The following is a 19477-nucleotide window of genomic DNA, read 5'->3' as shown; positions in this document are numbered from 1 at the left end:
GGGATGACAAAAGTTCACAGATTGTTTATAATTACTCTGCCAGTTGTGCAGTTATTCTATTGAAACAGATGCAAAGCTCAGATGGGGAGCGCTGGTTATGCAGAAAGGAGAAAGAATGAAGGGATACAAGAGTATCCTGAGCAAGTCATTTGCCGGACTCATGGCGATGGTCATGGTCGCGGGGATGGTCTTGCCGGGAGCAAGGACAGTAGAGGCTGCCAGTCAGCTGCAGGTGGCCCAATACGTCAAGACGGCCAAGGGGACGGTGACAGGCGCCTCCGGGAGCAATCACGGGACCTATGCGGGCGAGTGGAAGGCTTCCATCCCCATGGCTGACGTTATGTCTGCCTTCGAGGATAAAATGAAGGAGGAGGCGGATGCAGGTCATTTCCCCTGGGATATTGAGACGGTCAGCACAAGCGCCTCGATCTATTACAATGTGACCTTCCCTGAGGGTGTGACGGTAGGGAATCCGACCACATCCAGCAGCACCAATATGATTCCGGCCAGCACCATCTCCAACAGCAAGTCCGGCAACACGGTGAAGTTCAAGTTCAAGCTGGCTGATGTCAACTGGAAGACGATCTACGAATATTACAAACAGGATCGGGCTGCCGGGACAGCCAATCGCACGGTCAATGTCACCATCCCCTACACCCTGACCGCCAATAGCAAGCAGGAGGCCCAGGCGCTGGAGGCTAAGACCATTGACAGTACCGGCAACTTCTCTTTCTATCCGAGTGGGAGCTGGGGAAGATGGGGGATCGGCAAGCAGACCTTCAACGCGGACCTGTCCAAGCAGCCCCTGGCCACGAACTTTGCCAGCTCGGATGTCTTCCAGACCCAGGAGGTCAGCCAGACAGTCAATATTGACGCTGATCTGAAGCTGGGCAGCGATACCGGAAACAATACGATCACGGTCCAGAAGGCGGACAACATGGATTTCGTCGGCGTGATCAATGCCAAGACCATCAAGGATCAGATGGCTCAGATTGAAGCTAGTTATGGCACGGATGCGGACAAGATTGCCCTGTCCAACCTCAAGACGGGCTTTACGGCCAAGATTACGCTTCCCAATGAGCTGACCTTCGCGTCTAAGGATGCCGTTTTAGACGGAGCCAACGGTTCCTTTAAGATCGAGAGCGTTACGGGAGACGACCACTCCGCTACCGTGACTTTCCGTCTGGTCAATGACGATCAGATCGATACCTTTGCCAAGCTCAAGGCTGCTGTCAACAAGGTGGACGACGAGCTTAAGGTGACCTTTAAGACCGCGAAGTTCAATGGGAATGCGCAGGCCAACACGGACTATGAGGTCACAGGCAGCATCTCAGGAGATCTGACGGCGACGGCGACCAACAAGGTCAGCGGCAAGCAGATTAACTTTAACCTGACCTGGAACGGCAAGCAGACCGAGGCAGGTAAGAGCGTGCATAATCCAAGTCAGATCGCCCTGTCCGTAAGATACGCAGAGTCTACAGAGCAGGTATTCCATGCAGATGTGAAGCTGCCGGGCGATATCCTGGTCGGAGATGAGACAGAGCACAACCAGATCTACGAGGTCGCTGAGGGAAGCAAGGTTGCCTTCACAGGAGCCCTGGATGTGACTCCGGTCAAGAAGCAGTTAAAGCAGGTGGAGGCGCAGTTTAACCAGTCACACCTGGATCCGGCTTCCATTGCCGTCTCTGACTACAGCTCCACCTTTACCGCCAAGCTGACCCTTCCCGACCAGATGGACTTCGACGGGACGCCGGACGTATCTCTTTTGAACGACAACGGCAAGTATAAGATTATCAGCAGCCAGGTGACCGGCAGGACCATCACCGTGACCATGACGGTCAATAAGAACGTGACCTCCTTCGCCGATCTGAAGGATGCTGTCAACGGCATGGACGATCAGCTCAAGGTCCTTGTCAACGGCACGGTCTTCAACAGCCAGGCCAAGGCCGACACCAATTACACGGTTCGCGGAATCATGAACGGCCAGCTGAAGGCAAAGGCGACCAATCCCCTGAGCGGGAAGACCATCCGCTTCAGCTTTAACTGGGAGGCAGAGCAGCTGCCCTCAGGCGCGGACGCGATCAACCCGACCAGCAAGGATATCAGCTTTACCCTCAAGTATAAGGCTGCGCCCAAGCCGGAACAGGAATTCCATGCAGATGTGAAGCTGCCGGGCGATATCCTGGTCGGAGATGAGACAGAGCACAATCAGGTCTATGAGGTCGCTGAGGGAAGCAAGGTTGCCTTTACGGGAGCTCTTGATGTGACTCCGGTCAAGAAGCAGTTAAAGCAGGTGGAGGCGCAATTTAACCAGTCTCACCTGGATCCGGCTTCCATTGCCGTCTCTGACTACAGCTCCACCTTTACCGCCAAGCTGACCCTTCCCGATCAGATGGACTTCGACGGGACGCCGGACGTATCTCTTTTGAACGACAACGGCAAGTATAAGATTATCAGCAGCCAGGTGACCGGCAGGACCATCACCGTGACCATGACGGTCAATAAGAATGTGACCTCTTTCGCTGATCTGAAGGATGCCGTCAACGGCATGGACGATCAGCTCAAGGTCCTTGTCAACGGCACGGTCTTCAACAGCCAGGCCAAGGCCGACACCAATTACACGGTTCGCGGAATCATGAACGGCCAGTTGAAGGCAAGGGCGACCAATCCCCTGAGCGGGAAGACCATCCGCTTCAGCTTTAATTGGGAGGCAGAGCAGCTGCCCTCAGGCGCGGACGCGATCAATCCGACCAGCAAGGATATCAGCTTCACCCTCAAGTATAAGGCTGCCCCCGCACCCAAGCCTGAGCCCAAGCCAAACAAGCCTGTGGCTCCTGTAAAGGATAGCAAGATTGCGCCCAAGACGGGCGACCAGACTCAGCTTCCCATCTACGCGAGCCTCGCAGTTGGCGCGCTTGCAATCGGACTGTTTGCGTTCGCCAGAAAGAGGAAGGCTGACAGGTAATTGCGCAGATCCGGCTGATCTTGCGGATTCAGTTGATAACAAAGATCGGCTGATGGCACAGATCATCAGATACAAATAAAAGCATAAAATCGTTGAAGGCTGACTTGCCATACCTGCCTGTCCCCATGAGTGGAGCAGGCAGGGGCGGTCAGCCTTTTTGCAGGTCTTTTAGCATTTGTGCAAAATAGACAAATTCATCCCCGATTTTTCTACATGAAAACAGTTAGCAGGAGCTAATAGCAAAGAAAGCCACTAATTTGGCCGATTTCAAGAAACGATTGTGCATCATATTTATTTTGATTTTCTCTTTTACATAAAATCTCCGGGAAATCCTTTTGAAATTTGCATTTTTTAATATAATTGATTTTATGTAAAAGTTTGCGGCAATAAGATAAGAGTCTGCCCTATAAGGCGGACTTCGGATTGCTTTACAGCGAAAGGGGTAGTGAAAATGTTTTTTCAGGTTTACGGTGATTTGTCCCTCTATCAGGTCCTGGGCTGGATTCTGGTCTTCGGAGGACTCATTCTCTTCAACGAAATTGAGCGCAGATCTAAAATCGGCGGCTATGGGATTTTTGTCGGACTTTTGGCCGGTCTGTCGATATACTTTATTGCCATCTATGTCGGAGCCGCGCAGAAAGCCGAGTGGGCGCTGAATAACCCGACCTATATCCACATGAATTCCTGGTTCCACTATGCCAAGCTCTATGCCGCTTCTGCCGGCTGTATCGGCTTTATGCTTCTCAAGTACAAGAAGGGAATCGGAAAGACCCAGTGGTTTAAGGCATTTCCTTTTCTGATTGTAGCCATCAATATTCTGATTGCTGTGGGAAGTGACTTTGAGTCCGCCATTCGCGGTTCCATGGCTCTGGCTGAGACAGGGAGCAGATGGTGGCTGTCCTCTGAGGGAGTCTGGCTCTATGGCGGCTGGTGGAACTGGGCTAACGGAATTGCCGGCCTGATCAATATCTTCTGTATGACCGGCTGGTGGGGAATCTATTCTTCCAGGAAGAAGGACGATATGCTCTGGCCCGATATGACCTGGGCCTATATTCTGGCCTATGACATCTGGAATTTTGAGTATACCTATCTGAACCTGCCCACGCACTCCTGGTACTGTGGCTTCGCCCTTCTTCTGGCGCCCACGGTTGCCGCTATCTTCTGGAACAAGGGCGGCTGGATTCAGAATCGGGCCAATACCCTGGCGACCTGGTGTATGTTCGCCCAGGTATTCCCGACCTTCCAGGATGCCTCTGTCTTCTCGGTTCTTCCCGTGCTCTACGCGGACGGTTTCATGAGGACCGATGTTCACCCGGCTACGGCTGCGCCCCAGGTCGGCGGAATGGTCGCTGTCTTATCCATCCTGGTGAATCTGGCATTGCTTTTGGCTATCATCAAGAGGTCTAAGAGAAGCGGAATCAATCCCTATCGGGGAGAGATCTGGAAGGGAACAAGGGACTTCGATGAGGCTATGGCGAGAGCGGAGTGACTTGCCCGTGAGCTTGCTCTTTGAGGTCATTGATGGGAGAGGACTGACGAGAGAATTTTCACTTATGAAGTTTTGAAGCGTCAATTGAGTTACAGAAAAGATCTGCGGGCTTGTCTGAAGCATACGCGAGCCTGCGGATCCTTTTCTTATGAAAGGGGTTTTATATGTCGTTGAACCGACCGGACTACATCAGGGATGACGGACCGATCAGAGAGCCGATTGTCAGGCTGGCCAAGATGATTACAGATCGCGTGCCGCAGCACCTTGGACTGACCAAAATTACAAAAGAAGATCCGGAGTACTGGGCTTTAGCCGCGATTGCTACAGACCAGGAGGCCAGGATCGCCCTGGAGATGGGACTCCGCAAGCCGAGAACTTTTGCGGAGATCAAGCGACTGAGCGGACTGGACGACAAGACCCTGGAGGACTGTCTGTCTCACATGTCCTACACGGGGCTTCTGGAATATCACTGGGAGAACCTGGATGGCAAGAACCCCGGACATGAGAAGCGCTGGCAGGTGCCTATGTTTGTGCCCGGAGTCGGGGAGTTCACTAACATGAATGCCGACCTTCTGGAAGAACACCCGGAGTTAGGCCGCTTCTTTGAGCGGATGACCTTTTTGCCGCTGGAGAAGGTGACCCCTATGGTTCCCCCGGGAGGAGCCGGTATCGGCATGCACGTCATTCCCGTCGAGAAGGCGATCGCAATGGAGGATCATTCCGTCTCCATTGAGCATATCAGCCACTGGCTGGACAAGTACGAGGGAAAGTATGCCGCTTCTCCCTGCTCCTGCCGCATGTCCAGAAAGACCTATGATGAGGGCTGTGCCGACGATCCGGCGGACTGGTGTATCGCGGTAGGGGATATGGCGGACTATGTGGTGGAGACCAATAAGGGCGGCCGCTATATCACGAAAGAGGAGGCCTTAGAGATTTTCCAGAAGGGAGAGGATAACGGCTTCGTCCATCAGATTACCAATATTGACGGAGAGGATAAGATCTTTGCGATCTGCAACTGCAATGTCAATGTCTGCTACGCTCTTAGAACTTCCCAGCTCTTTAATACGCCCAATATGTCAAGGTCCGCCTACGTGGCCCATGTAGACAAGGAGAAATGTGTGGCCTGCGGACGCTGCGTCGAGTACTGTCCGGCAGGGGCCCTGAAGCTGGGACAGAAGCTCTGCAGGGCGGATGGAACAGAGGTCAGCTATCCGAGACAGGTCCTTCCCTCTGAGCATAAGTGGGGAAAGGAGATGTGGAATGAAAACTACAGGGATGACAACCGGGTGAACAGCCATGAGTCCGGCACCGCTCCCTGCAAGACTGCCTGCCCAGCTCATATCGCCGTCCAGGGCTATCTGAAGATGGCGGCGCAGGGGCGCTATCAGGAGGCTCTGGCTCTCATCAAGAAGAACAACCCCTTGCCTGCCATTTGCGGAAGAATCTGTAACCGCAGGTGCGAGAGCGAGTGTACCAGAGGAAGGGTCGATGATCCGGTCGCAATTGATGAGGTCAAGAAATTCCTGGCCGATCTGGACCTGAAGGAAGAGACCCGTTATATCCCAAAGAAGGTTGTTCCCGCGACAAAGGGCCATTTTGACGAAAAAATCGCCATTGTGGGCGCAGGCCCTGCCGGACTCTCCTGTGCCTTTTATCTGGCACAGATGGGGTACGCGCCGACCATATTTGAGAAGAATGCCATGCCCGGCGGGATGCTGACCTATGGGATCCCGTCCTACAAGCTGGAGAAGGATGTCATCCTGGCCGAGGTTGAGATTATCAAGGCCATGGGAGTCGAGATTCAGTATGGGGTGGAGGTAGGTAAGGACATCAGTCTGGATGAGCTCAGGGCACAGGGTTACCGGGGATTTTACCTGGCGATCGGCTGTCAGGGGGGCAGAGGACTCGGTCTTGACCACGAGGACGCCGAGGGAGTGATGACCGCGGTCGATTTCTTAAGAGAGGTCGGAGAGAAGAAGGCATTTGACATCCGAGGAGATGTCGTCGTCATCGGCGGAGGAAATGTGGCCATTGATGTGGCCAGGTCTGCCGGCCGCTGCGGGGAGGCCAAAATCTCCATGTTTTGTCTGGAGTCCAGAGAGATCATGCCCGCCTCCTCGGAGGAGATCAAAGAGGCCGAGGAGGAAGATATTCAAATCAATCCCGGCTGGGGACCCAAGGAAATTCTGACAGAGGACGGTCGGGTCAGCGGGGTCGTATTCAAGCGCTGTATCCGGGTCTTCGATGACCAGCATCGCTTCGCGCCCGAGTACGATGAAGACGACACCATGACAGTCTCCTGCCGCCATCTCTTCTTATCCGTAGGCCAGTCAATTCTCTGGGGAGATCTGCTGGCGGGATCCAAGGTAGAGCTGGGAAGAGGACAGGGGGCAGTGGCTGACCCGGTCACCTATCAGACGGCACAATCCGATATTTTCGTCGGAGGTGATGTCTATACAGGCCCAAGCTTCGCGATTGACGCCATTGCTGCCGGAAAGAAGGCGGCGACCTCTCTGCACCGCTTTGTTCAGCCCCACTCTACACTCACCATCGGGAGGAACCGCTGGGAGTTCAACATGCTGGACAAGGACGACATTCGCATCGATGACTATGATCACGCGGGACGTCAGGAGGTTCACTATCAAGAGGGGAGAGATCCCGAAGGCAGGGACTGGAAGAAATCCTTCCGTGAGTCAAAGCTGACCTTTACGGAGGACCAGGTCAGGGCGGAGACCGCCCGCTGTCTCTCCTGTGGAGCCAGTATTGTCGATCCGAATCGCTGTGTCGGCTGCGGCATCTGTACGACCAAGTGCGAGTTCGACGCGATTACAATTCACCGTGACCGGCCGGAATGCTCTGAAATGCATGTGGCGGAGGACAAGATGAAATATATTCTGCCCTATGCCGCCAAGCAGGCCATCCATATCAAGTTTGGAAAGAAGAAATAAATGCACGAGCTCGGGGTCGTATTTCACATTGTAGATCAGCTGACCCAGGTCGCTGAGGAGAATCAGGTCGAGAAAATCAGCGCTGTCACTCTGCAGCTGGGAGAAGTGTCGACCGTCATTCCGGACTATCTTTTGGACTGCTGGCGCTGGGCGGCTGACAAGCGGGACCTTCTGCGCGGAGCCAGGATGAACATTGAGACCATTCCGGCTGTCTCCCATTGCGATGGCTGCGGGCAGGACTACGGGACAGTGGAGCATGGGAAGATCTGCCCCAGCTGCGGTTCGGATCAGACCTGGCTTGTTCAGGGCAACGAGTTCATTATCAAGGAGATCGAGGCGGAGTAGCTGGAAGAGGACAGGTCGGGGAGAAAAACGACTGGAATCCGCCCGGCCTGACTGTTATGATCTGTTAGGATAAGAGAACCGCAGATGAGAAAAGAGAAAGTGTGACGACTTGATCGCAGAAGTTTTAAGCCGGGTTAGAGCCTGTATGAGAGAGGAGGGAGTCAGTTATTATCTGATTTCTTCTTCGGACGAGCATGCCTCCGAGTATGTGGGAGACTACGACAAGACCAGCCTCTGGCTGTCCGGCTGCAGCTCAGATAACGTTCGCATTCTGATCAGTCAGACAAAAGCCCTTCTCTGGACAGACGGCCGCTATTTTATCTCCGCGGCCCAAGAACTTGAGAATAGCGAGTATGTTCTCATGAAATCGGGTCAGACTGGCGTCCCAAGTCTGTGCGACTATCTGGACGTCAGCTTGAAGGAGGGAGATTGCCTGGCATATGACGGGCGAACCTTTTCTTACGCGGAGGGGTTACAATACCACAATCTGGCAGAGAAACAGGGATGTGAATTAAACAATCGTTTTGCGCCCCAGGACAGACTCTGGATAGATCGTCCGAATAGAGCCTCGCATCCGGTCATTGTCTTAAAAGAGGACCTGACAGGCGAGTCCTACGCGGACAAGCTATCCGGGGTCAGGGCAGCTATGGCCGCTAAGGGGGCCGACCAGCTGATTCTCTCCAAGCTGGATGATATCATGTGGCTGCTCAATATCAGAGGAGCAGATATTGCCTGTAATCCGGTGGCTCTTTCTTATTTTTGGCTGACAGACCGCGGGGCCTTTTTGTTTCTCCAGAAGAGTGAGATCACAGAGGAGCTGCGTACCTATGCCAGAGAGCAGGAGATCACCCTGGAGGATTACAATGAGACCTTTGAGATCCTTTCCGGGCGGCTGGCGGATTCGGCAGCAAAAGATCCGGACTCAGCGATGACCGGCGATCAGAAGCCGATCAAACTCATGCTGGATCCCAGATCCTCCTCTGACGCTATGGTCTCACTGGCGGCCTCCTGTCTGGGAGCTGAAAACCTGATTCTGGCCGCCAACCCGACAGAGATGATGAAGGCCGTCAAGAATTCTGTGGAGATCTCTCATATCAGAGAGGTCTATCTGCAGGACTCTGTGGCTGTCTGCAGGTTTATCGCCTATGTAAAGAAACACGCGAGAGAGGGAAATTTGACGGAGCTGTCAGCAGCTCGCTATCTGGAGGGCCTGCGGGCTGAACTGCCCGGCTATCTGGATCTCTCCTTTGAGACGATCTGCGCTTATAACGCCAATGCCGCTATGGCCCACTACGCGCCGACAAAAGACGACTGCGCCAGGATAGAGGGCAGAGGTTTTCTTTTGGTGGATTCAGGGGGACAGTACCTGGGCGGCACGACCGACGTGACCAGAACCATCTGCCTGGGGGAATTGACCGATTCGATGAGAGAGGATTTCACCACGGTTGCCGTCTCTAATCTCCGTCTTCTTTTTGCCCGCTTTATGGAGGACTGCTCCGGTATGGTGCTTGACGCGATTGCAAGGGAACCCCTCTGGGAGAGGCATAAGAATTTCAACCACGGTACCGGGCACGGGATCGGCTATATTTTAAATGTCCATGAGGGACCGCAGGTGATCCGCTGGAGAGACCGAATTCCTGAAGACCGGACCTCTTTTGTCCCGGGGATGATCACCTCAGACGAGCCGGGAATGTATATCGAGGGGCAGTACGGGATTCGCACCGAGTCGATTACCCTCTGCGTGGAAGACTGCGTCAATGAATACGGAAGATTTCTCTGCTTTGAGCCATTGACCTATGTGCCGATTGATCTGGAGGGCTTGAAGCCGGAACAGATGGACGCTTCCGATATCGATAAGCTCAATCGCTACCACAAAATGGTATGGGAGAAGATCTCTCCCTTCCTGAAGGGGGAAGATCTGGAATGGCTGAAACAGGCGACAGGGCCGGTCTGCGCTTGAGAGATGACAGAGCTTTTCCTGAAATCTGTGTGATCATACTTTTGAAATGGATGTGTATCCAGGGTCTGGGCGCAGATAGGCATCCGGTTTTTTCCGCATGGAGTGAGTCAAGATGTCCAATGGCATGCTTTCCCTTCTGATCGTAGTTCTGATGATTGTCCTGGCCTTTAAGACCAAGCGAAGTCTTGAAGTCTTAACTCTGGGTTCTCTCATGTCGTTTATCGCTCTTTACCGGGGCAATTTTCTGACAGAGTGGATCAGTGCCATACAAAAGAGCCTCAGTGACAATGTTTGGATCTTTCTCCTCTGTGGTTTCTTTGGCTGCATAATTGCTCTTTTGGAGGCCTCCGGGGGCAGCCGCGGTTTTGAGAGGATCGCGGAGCGCTACTGCTCAAATCCCCGGCGGACCAAGCTGGCTTCCTTTCTCTTGGGAACGCTCATCTTTGTGGACGACTATCTCAATGTCATGACTGTGGGCATTTGTATGAAGAAGCTCTATGACAGACACAAGATTCCCAGGGAAATGCTGGCTTATGTTCTCGATTCCACGGGGGCGCCGATCTGTGTTCTTCTGCCCTTCTCGACCTGGGCGATCTTCTTCTCAGGCCTCTTCGCCAAAGAGCCCTGGGTTCAGACCCTTAAGATGGAACCCATGAAGGCCTATATACATACCATCCCCTTTCTCTTCTATCCGATTTTTGCGGTCATCTTGGTCTTTTTGCTCTGTATGGGCTGGATTCCCAATCTTGGGCCGATGAGGAGAGCATACGCCAGAACCGGCCGAACGGGAGTGACCTATGGGCGGGATTCCGCCAAATATAATATTTTAGATGTGGAAGAGGAGGACAAGGGCAATGTCTTTGACTTTTTACTTCCGGTCCTTGCCCTGATTATCATATCGACTGTGACGGGGGATGTGTTTCTCGCGGTAATTGCCTGCATCGGCATCTGTTTTGTCCTCTATATTCCCAGGCGAATTTTATCTGTGGCGGATTTCACCGCGGTCTGCACGCGGGGCTTCGCTGATATGCTTCCGGTCCTTGCCATGCTTCTCGTGGCTTTTACCCTGCAGAAGGGACTGGCTGGTCTTGGACTGACGGATTATCTGCTGCAAATTATTGCGCCCGGGCTGATACCCCAGGTCTTCCCGGCGCTTGCCTTCTTTTTAGTGGCGGTTCTCACATTCACAACCGGTTCCAACTGGGGGATGTCCGCAGTCGCTATCCCGGTGATCATGCCCATGGGGGCGGCAGTCGGGGCCAATGTCATCTTAGCTATGGCGGCCATTATCTCCGGAGGCGCCTTTGGCAGCCATGCCTGTTTTTACGCTGACGCCACCCTCTTATCCTCCCAGATCTCCGGCATTGAGAATATGGATCACGCCCTGACACAGTTTCCCTATGTTGTGATCGCCAGCAGTCTGGCCTTTGTGACCTATTTGATTTTCGGATTCCTTCTGCCCCGGTGAGAAAAGCCGGAAACCTTGCAATTGCCCGGGCACTTGTCTTAGCATAAGTGTGACGGCGCAGGAGAATTCCGGGGGGGGGGACGGCATGAAATACACATTGCAGAGAGAACTGTTGGAAGCCTATTATTCCGATCCCGAGGCTCATGATGCCTCCGGGAGAGAAGAGAATGAGGCAATTGAGAATTCGGAGCTGTCCTACCATGGTCAGCCGGTCAAGATGCTCTATCTGCCCAAGGCCTTTACAGAGGATGGGCTTGCCATTGTCCGGTCCGCGGGAGAGACCATGTGGCAGATTTTAGTCAAGGTGATGCGCCGGTATATTGAATGCCCTGAATACAGGGCTCTTTTTGGCTTCTCTGAGGAATTGGAGGAGCTGATTTTGAATCTGCCGGGATACGACTGCCTTCTCCCCCTTTGCCGACTGGATATTTTCTGGAATGAGAAGAGCGGAGACTTCGCCTTCTGTGAATTCAACGCGGACGGAGCCTCTGCGATGAATGAGAACCGGGTCATGGGGCAGCTGTTTGCCCGAAGTCAAATCTATCGGAACCTGAAAGATACATATGAGATCGAGGAATTTGAACTCTTTGATTCCTGGGTCAGAACTTTTCTTGCAATCTGTCATCAGGATCCGCGGCTGAACATCCGTCTTCGCGATGTGACCCGGGAGAAGCCGATTCAAAAGAATATCTTCGGTCAGCCGGTGGATGTGATTTCGGGTGAGGACTATGATCCTGCCAGCCTGCCTAATGTTGCCATTGTTGATTTTCTGGAAAATGCCATTAACCTGAATGAGTTTGACCGCTTTGTCCAGGCCTTCCGCAGAGCCGGCTGCCAGGCGCGGATCGCGGAAATCCGGGACTTGTCTTATGACGGAGAAAAGCTCTATACAGGGGACGGTATGCGGGTAGACGCCATTTATCGCAGGGCGGTGACGTCAGACATCATGGATCACAGGGAGGAGATCGGGGATTTTATATCTGCGGTCAGAGACAAAAAGGTGACTCTTGTGGGAGACTTTGCCACTCAGATTGTCCACGACAAGATTCTCTTTCGGATCCTGCACCAGGAAGAGACCATGTCTTTTCTGACGGCGGAGGAGAATCTCTTTATTATGCGCCACGTCCCCTTCACGGCGATCCTGGGTCCAGTCCACGCGAACCGGGATGATATCCGCCGGCGGTTCAAGGAATGGATCATCAAGCCGGAGGACTCCTATGGGGCCGAGGGGATTTTCTACAGCGGGAATATGAAGCAGGAGGACTGGGAGAAGACGCTGGACGCCTGCTGCGGACAGGGCTATATCATCCAGGAGTATATTGGGCCCTACCGGACGCTCAACGCGGACTACTCCAAGACCTCATACGAGGGGAATGATTACCAGGAACAGGCCCTGGGACAGAAGAGCCCCTATATACACTCCTTCGCCAATATGACAGGCCTCTATCTCTATGGGGGCAGGCTGGCTGGGATCTACTCCCGCCTGTCTCCCGTAAATATTATCTCTGTGGAGGGAGATGAGCATGAGATGGTTTCTGTTCTGGTTCGTCCGAGGGGAAAAGAGAAATGAGGTAAATTAACGGCCGGGCTGTCAGAGAGGGATCAAAGATTTGCCTGTCATCTTCCCGATGCGGCCATGAGAGCACAGGTTGGGATTTGACCAGCATCGAGTCAGGGGAGTGACTTGGGCCGGGTGATTAGGCAGCCGGAAAAACGCGGAATGTACTTGGTCTGCAAATGGGGTAGAATAAGGACAGCAAGAGAGATGGGACATATCCGCCCATGAAGAGAGGAGAGGAAGATGAGTGATTTTTCAGAGTTGAGAGAGTCCCTGAGGGGCAGGGGAGCCGGGATGAATGAGTACGGCAATATCAACGGAGAGTCTGTCTATCTCTCCAGGGGGATTCGTCAGATCTTCCTGGGCGAGTCCTGCGAGCAGAGCCTGATTCAGGCGGTTCGCTGCTTCGAGAACCGGGACTTTGGCGATGCCGCCCTGCACCAGAAGAAGCAGAAGGAGGGGCATGAGTATGGCCGCTATGATATTGCTCCTCTGGGAAGGGAAAAGGGGGAGGACAGCGGCGTCTACATGCACAAGGCGGACGATGCCATCCTGGTTTACTTTGCCTTTGAGAGATAAAGGCGCTTTGAGGAAGCAGGGTATTTTTGGAATTGAAGGCGCCTTGAGAGACCAGAGCGATTTTGGAATGAAAGGCACCTTGAGAGATCAGGTCGTTTTTGGAGTAAAAGATGCTGTGAGAAATCAGGGCAAGGATAGATAAAGGGGGATGGAAAACATGAAAGTGCTTGTAGCGATCGATTCGCTGAAGGGGAGTCTGTCATCTCTGGAGGCGGGAAATGCCGTCGCGGATGGAATCGGCAGAGCCTGTCGGGATGCGGAGGTTCTGGTTCGCCCTCTGGCGGATGGAGGCGAGGGAACCGTTGAAGCGCTGGCGCTCGGAATGAATGGCAGAGTCGAGAAAATTCTTGTCAAAGGGCCTCTGGGAGAACCTGTTGAGGCAGTCTATGGCATCATTGACGACAGCAAAACGGCTATCATCGAGATGTCCGCTGCTGCCGGCATTACCCTGGTTCCCCGGGAGAAGAGGAACCCCTTGCATACGACGACCTATGGCGTGGGCGAAATGATCGCCGATGCCATTCAGAAGGGCTGCCGCAATTTCATCGTGGGAATCGGAGGCAGCGCGACGAACGACGGGGGCGTCGGTATGCTGCAGGCTCTGGGCTACCAGTTTTTAGACCAGGAGGGGAGACAGATTCCCTATGGAGCCAAAGGGCTTGCCGCCATAGACCGTATCCGCGATCAAAAGGTTCTGCCGGAGCTGACCCAATGTCATTTCAGGGTGGCCTGCGACGTGACGAATCCTCTCTGCGGCGAGGAGGGCTGCAGCGCGGTCTTTGGACCACAGAAGGGGGCGACGCCTGCCATGGTGACTGAGATGGATCATTGGATGGCTCATTACGCTGCCCTGACCTGTGAGAAGTATAAGAGAGCCGACAGGATGATCCCGGGGACAGGAGCCGCCGGAGGCCTGGGCTTTGCCTTTTTGTCCTACACCAATGCCGTCTTGGAATCCGGAGTTAAGATCGTTCTGGAAGAGACGAAACTGGAGTCTTATGTCAAGGATGCAGATTTTGTCGTCACAGGAGAGGGACGGCTGGACGGACAGACCGTCATGGGAAAAGCTCCGATCGGGGTGGCTCATATTGCCAAGAAGTACGGAAAGAGTGTGATTGCCTTCAGCGGATGCGTGACCGATGACGCCAGCGTGTGCAACGAGCATGGGATCGATGCTTTTTTCCCGATTCTGCGCAGGGTCTGCACCCTGGACCAGGCCATGGACGCGGGAAATGCCCGCGAGAATCTTGCCGCGACGGCGGAGCAGGTCTTTCGGCTGATCGCTTCCCTGTCTTGAGCAGGGGTTGTCCTCAGTCAGGATAAGAGCAGGGCTGTCAGCCGGTCGTTGTCCTCCGGCTTCATAAAGCAGAAGCGGATGTAGCGATCGGAGAGGAAGGGAAAGGTAGAGCAGTCCCGGATCATCATTTTCTGGCGAATGCAGCGGTCAAAGAGATCAGCCGCGTTTAAGGTGGGATCTTTGATGCCAAGGAGCATAAAGTTGGCCTGTGGGGCGTAGGGCCTGAAGCGGCCGGAGGTCAAAAAGAGCTGGTAGAGACGCTTTCGCTCAGAGAGAATGAGATGCCGAGTCTTTTCTTTATAGTCTTCGTCGGCAAACATCAGCTGACCGGCGACGTCCGCGAGCGCGTTGATCATCCAGGGGTTTTTGACCCGCCGGATGGTGGAAATCATGTCGGGGTTGCCCAGGACGGCATAACCCAGTCGCAGGCCGGGGGCAGCGAAGAATTTCGATGTCCCCCGGAGAATGATCAGATTATTGTAGTCTCTGGCCAGAGGTACAGAGGATGACGCGGTGACATCAGAGGTGAATTCGATATAGGTCTCATCTACAAGGACGTAGGTTCCGAGCATCTTACAGGTGTCCAGGATCCTTCGCATCTGCTGGCGGGGAATCAGGGTAGAAGTCGGATTGTTGGGATTGCAGAGGATGAGCAGCTGATAGCCCTCGGCCAATTTGGCACAGAGATCCTCCGTGTGAAGAATAAAGTCCTCTTTCGCGTGGAGAGGGTAGTAGTGGCTGCTGCCCCCGCTCAGGCTGACAGATCGCTCGTATTCAGAATAGGTAGGACCAAGGATCAGGGCTCTTTTGGGATGAATAAAGTCGATGAAGAGTGAGATCAGTTCTGTTGATCCGTTGCCAACGATGACCTGTTCCATATCACATCCGACATATTGACTGATGCAGCCGCGAAGAGCTGTGTATTCCCGATCGGGGTAGGAAGCAATGGCGTCGACATGTTCTGCCAGACCCCGGCGCAGTCTGGGAGAAATCCCCAGAGGGTTGACATTGGCGGAGAAGGAGATGATTTCCTCTTTTCGGATCCCATAGATCTGCTCAATTTTTTCCAGATCGCTTCCGTGAAAATGATCCTTGTGCTGAATTTGTTCCATGATCTGACTCCTTTGTCCGAGTGAGTATCGACTCCTTCGTCCGGGCAGGCGTTGACTCCTCTGTCGGGCGAGCACTGTTCTTGTTCGGGCGAGCGCAGGCTGCCTGTGGCAGGAGGGCATTGCCTTGCGGCAGGCCCCTTCTTTGGCTATAATTCTAGCTGATGAAAATGCAGCGTTCAAGCGACGAGAATAGGAATAGATCAGGTGCGTAAGAGGATCTGGCGTTTGGCCAATGATGAATTTGATACCCCCAGTCCTCAGGTTCTGGTGAAACCTGACCGGATTGCAGTTGAGGCCGCTGAGGCAAGTCATATCAGCGGCTCTTTTACGGTCATCTCCTTAAATGAGATTCCTCTTCGGGGAATGGTCTACTCTTCCAATCCCTATGTCGTCTGCATAACGCCGCAATTTGAGGGACTGCAAAATGTGATCGCCTATGAGGTTCACTTGCCGAAGGCTCTGGCGGGGGACTGCCTGCGTGGGCATATGACGATAGTGGCGAACCAGGTCACGTTAGAGATTCCCTATGAGATCACATATACAGAGGCGAAGCTGATGTCCTCCATCGGCCAGATCAAAGAGATTCGCCAATTTGCTCTTTTAGCCCGGGATCACTGGCAGGAGGCCCTTAATCTTTTCTATTCGGACGCCTTCGCCCACTGGATTATAAGACAGGATCATAGGCTTCGGCTCCTCTATCGGGCCTATCGAAGGGGGGCGCTCTCGGGGGTGAATCTGGAGCATTTTCTGGTGGATGCCGGACTCAAGGAAGCTCTTGTGTTCGGTCTGCCGGACGAGACTCGAAAGTACGCCTGGCTGCGGGAAGACCAGGAGGATCATATTCATCTTCTCAAGAGAGGTTGGGGGCATGGCGAGATTCAGCTGACTTGCCGGGGGGACTTCATCAGCCTGGAGAAAAAGAGGATCAGCTCTGAGGACTTCCTGGGGCAGACGGCAGATGTCCCCTATTTGTTGGACGCAAAGAAGCTTCGCGCGGGTGTGAATTATGCTGTCATTCAGATGCAGACCAATGGTCTGGTGCATCAGCTGTCGATCCAGGCGACGTGCAGGGACTTCCCATCTGCGATTCCGGGGATCCGTCAGAGCTTACGAACGCTGATCGTAAGGGTGATGCGCGACTATGAGTCCTACCGCCTGGGCCGCATGAGCAGACCGGAGTGGTGCCACCGCTGGCTGCGGGATCTGGAGGATCTGCGCCGGCTGGATTCAGATCGGGATGTTTTCTGGCAGCTCCTGCAGACAATGGCTCTGATTGAAAACGGTCAGACAGAGGAGGCGCTTGATCTGATCGGAGGACTGAAGGGGAAAATTGCGGATAAAAACAGCCCGGAATGGGGTTTACTCCTCTATCTCTACTGTAATCTGTCTGAGGATCGCCAGAATCGAAGAGAACTGATCCGCCAGATCGACGTGATTTTTCGGAGGCACAGGAATCGGGCGGACCTCTTCTGCTGCCTTCTGCGGACAGAAGAGAAGGAGACGGCGGAGAAATATGCGGAGATTTCTGAAGAAGCCGCCCGCGTTCACTCTCCTTTGCTCTATCTGGAAGCATATGATTTATTAAGAGAGGAACCCTATCTGCTGACCCAGGCGGATGATTTCGCTTTTGGCCTCTTATCCTGGGTCAGAAGCCGCAGGGCTTTCACAGCAGCTCTGGTAGACCGCCTGGTCAAGATTCTAGCGACATCCAAGACCTGTTCGGCGGCCTGGACCCGTATCTTTATGGGGGCGGTCTGGGCCTATCCGAGCCGGGAGAATCTGTCTGCTCTGATTGCCTATCTGCTTCTGGAGCCCAATCGATCCGCCAGGGCACAAAGCTGGTATGAGAGAGCGGTCGATGAGGGGGTCAATGTCCCGGGGCTCTATGAGGCATACATGATGTCTATGCCCCAGGATGCCATTCGTTCCATTCCGCCTCTGCTGGCCCGGTATTTTCTCATTAATAACAGACTGCCGCAGGAGAAGCAGGCCCTTCTCTACGCGAATATTGTCTCCTTCCAGAAGCGGGATCCAAAGACCTATGAAGCCTATCGCAATTCTTTAGACCGCTTTGCAGAGCGGATGATGATCGAGGGACGAATCGACGATAACATAGCCATCATCTACAATGATTACCTGGATCGCATTACCCCGTCGGAAACGATCGCCAGAGCCATGGCCCCATTGCTCTTCATTCATAAGATCCTCTGTACGGCGGAGGGCTCCAGACGGGTGCTCGTCTATCACCAGGCGCTTACGGAGCCGGTGATCGCCTCTGTGGCAGATCACGCGGCCTACCTGCCCCTTTACGGAGGGGATCGGCTCTTGGTATTAGAGGATGAGAACGGCGCGATTACAGAGGGAGAGAAGCTGCTTGGTGTCGAGCCGCTTTTGGATATCGACCGCTTCTATGACAGGCTGGCTCCCCTGGCGCCGGACAGCATTCCCTATCTGCTTCATGGGCTCTCTCTGAACCCGCGGATGCCTCTGAACCGCCCGCAGATGCTTGCCATGCTGTCCTCCTATAAGCTTCGTGAGGATTACCTGGCTCCCTACTATCCAGCGATGAGCGAGTGTCTGCTCGCCGCGGGGCAGGAGAGTGTGATCGAGGAACATTTCCGCAAGGTGACTGACCTGACGGGAATGAACCGGGACATGCGAAAATATGTATTGACCTCCTGGATTCACAGCGGGCAGTATCACAAGGTCTATCTGGCCCTGCAGGACTTTACGGTACCCGGTCTGGCTCCGGAGGATCTCGCGGGATTGGTCAGCGCGGTCTGCCTGGGAGAGGACGCTAGTGACAGCCGGGATTTTGGTCTGAGTCTCTGCGGATTTTTGCTGGACTGTGTCGGGGAGGGAGTATCCTCTGCCCAGTGGGACGAAAGACTGATCGCCTTTATGCTGGAGGGCTTTGTCGGCACGACTGACCGCATGATGATCCTCTGGGAACTGGCCGGTGAGGCAAAGCTGGATCGTTTTGCCCTGGCGGAGCGCATCCTGGTGCAATCTCTCTATACGGAGGATATTCCAAAGGGCCTGTCTGAGGTCTTTGATTACTACAGAGGGCAGCGGCCGAACACTAAGATCATGGAGGCTTATCAGAACTTCTTTGCCCACCGCTACCTGCTGGATGTGGATCAAAAAGACCATGGGATTCCTGAGCATATTTTTTTCTACATCTATGATGAATATGCCAGGAGAAGATCTCCCTCCCAGTCCTGTATGCTGGCCTTGATGAAACGGCTCTGCTATTCTAAGAAGCTGACCAATGCGGAGTTCGCTCTTTTGGATCGGCTGATCGGCCAGGCGCTCTCTCAGAGGATCCGCTTCTCCTTCATGCAGAAGGTTGACCACAGCCTGCTCATGAAGTATCAGCTCTATGACAAGGCTATGATTGAGTATCAGTCAGATCCCCAGCAGACGATACGAATCCGCTATTCCCTGCCGGAGGGAGGATATCGGGAGGAACTGATGCCGGAGATCTACTGCGGCCTTTATGTCAAGCAGATGGTTCTCTTTCGAGGGCAGACCGTCGATTATCTGATTTGGGATGATTTGCGCGGGAAGGATCCGGCGGTCAGCGGTAAGATCAGCTGTCAGCTTGAGGCCAAAATCGAAGAGGAGGCGGCATATAACCGGCTGAACCGCATGGAAGACCTGCTTGGTCAGGGCAATTTGGAGCAGGGAATCGAGGAGATGATGGACTATCGCATGCAGGAAAATATTACATCCAAGCTGTTTTCCTTGCTCTAG

Annotated in this window: 11 protein-coding genes; 10 read left to right on the top strand and 1 reads right to left on the bottom strand. The window is 53.8% G+C overall.

The window, feature by feature from the left end; translation table 11 throughout:
• Positions 1-115 precede the first annotated feature (115 nt).
• The 9 genes from GCWU000342_RS05560 to GCWU000342_RS05520 all read left to right on the top strand — a co-directional run bounded on the left by GCWU000342_RS05560 (position 116) and on the right by GCWU000342_RS05520 (position 14609).
• Positions 116-2965, top strand: coding sequence for a hypothetical protein (locus tag GCWU000342_RS05560; RefSeq protein WP_045000360.1), 2850 nt, complete (start codon positions 116-118; stop codon positions 2963-2965).
• Between the two features lie 451 nt (positions 2966-3416).
• Positions 3417-4454 (top strand): DUF5692 family protein, encoded by a 1038-nt coding sequence (locus GCWU000342_RS05555; RefSeq protein ID WP_006906333.1) that lies wholly within the window; start codon positions 3417-3419, stop codon positions 4452-4454.
• Between the two features lie 164 nt (positions 4455-4618).
• Positions 4619-7402: an FAD-dependent oxidoreductase gene (locus tag GCWU000342_RS05550; RefSeq protein ID WP_006906332.1), complete on the top strand. Its 2784-nt coding sequence runs from the start codon at positions 4619-4621 to the stop codon at positions 7400-7402.
• Positions 7403-7747: a hydrogenase maturation nickel metallochaperone HypA gene (locus GCWU000342_RS05545; protein WP_006906331.1), complete on the top strand. Its 345-nt coding sequence runs from the start codon at positions 7403-7405 to the stop codon at positions 7745-7747.
• A gap of 109 nt (positions 7748-7856) precedes the next feature.
• Positions 7857-9707: an aminopeptidase P family protein gene (locus GCWU000342_RS05540; protein WP_278081421.1), complete on the top strand. Its 1851-nt coding sequence runs from the start codon at positions 7857-7859 to the stop codon at positions 9705-9707.
• Between the two features lie 112 nt (positions 9708-9819).
• Positions 9820-11175, top strand: a complete 1356-nt coding sequence (locus tag GCWU000342_RS05535; RefSeq protein ID WP_006906328.1) for a Na+/H+ antiporter NhaC family protein — start codon at positions 9820-9822, stop codon at positions 11173-11175.
• 85 nt (positions 11176-11260) lie between these two features.
• Complete coding sequence (locus GCWU000342_RS05530) at positions 11261-12745, top strand: ATP-grasp domain-containing protein (RefSeq protein WP_049921564.1); 1485 nt, start codon at positions 11261-11263, stop codon at positions 12743-12745.
• 231 nt (positions 12746-12976) lie between these two features.
• Positions 12977-13312 carry a hypothetical protein gene (locus tag GCWU000342_RS05525; protein WP_006906326.1) on the top strand — a complete coding sequence of 112 codons (336 nt, stop codon included), beginning with the start codon at positions 12977-12979 and terminating at the stop codon, positions 13310-13312.
• 157 nt (positions 13313-13469) lie between these two features.
• Positions 13470-14609 (top strand): glycerate kinase family protein, encoded by a 1140-nt coding sequence (locus GCWU000342_RS05520; RefSeq protein WP_045000359.1) that lies wholly within the window; start codon positions 13470-13472, stop codon positions 14607-14609.
• 17 nt (positions 14610-14626) lie between these two features.
• Here the strand turns inward: GCWU000342_RS05520 and cobD are convergent, their stop codons facing one another.
• Complete coding sequence (gene cobD, locus GCWU000342_RS05515; protein ID WP_006906323.1) at positions 14627-15721, bottom strand: threonine-phosphate decarboxylase CobD; 1095 nt, start codon at positions 15719-15721, stop codon at positions 14627-14629.
• Between the two features lie 204 nt (positions 15722-15925).
• Between cobD and GCWU000342_RS05510 the strand changes: the two genes are divergently transcribed.
• On the top strand, positions 15926-19477 hold the full coding sequence (locus GCWU000342_RS05510) for a DUF5717 family protein (RefSeq protein ID WP_006906322.1): 3552 nt from the start codon (positions 15926-15928) through the stop codon (positions 19475-19477).

The organism is Shuttleworthella satelles DSM 14600, assembly GCF_000160115.1.
GTDB lineage: Bacteria > Bacillota > Clostridia > Lachnospirales > Lachnospiraceae > Shuttleworthia > Shuttleworthia satelles.
The sequence above is the reverse complement of the archived record's forward strand: the minus strand, read 5'-3'. Positions and strand labels throughout refer to the sequence as shown.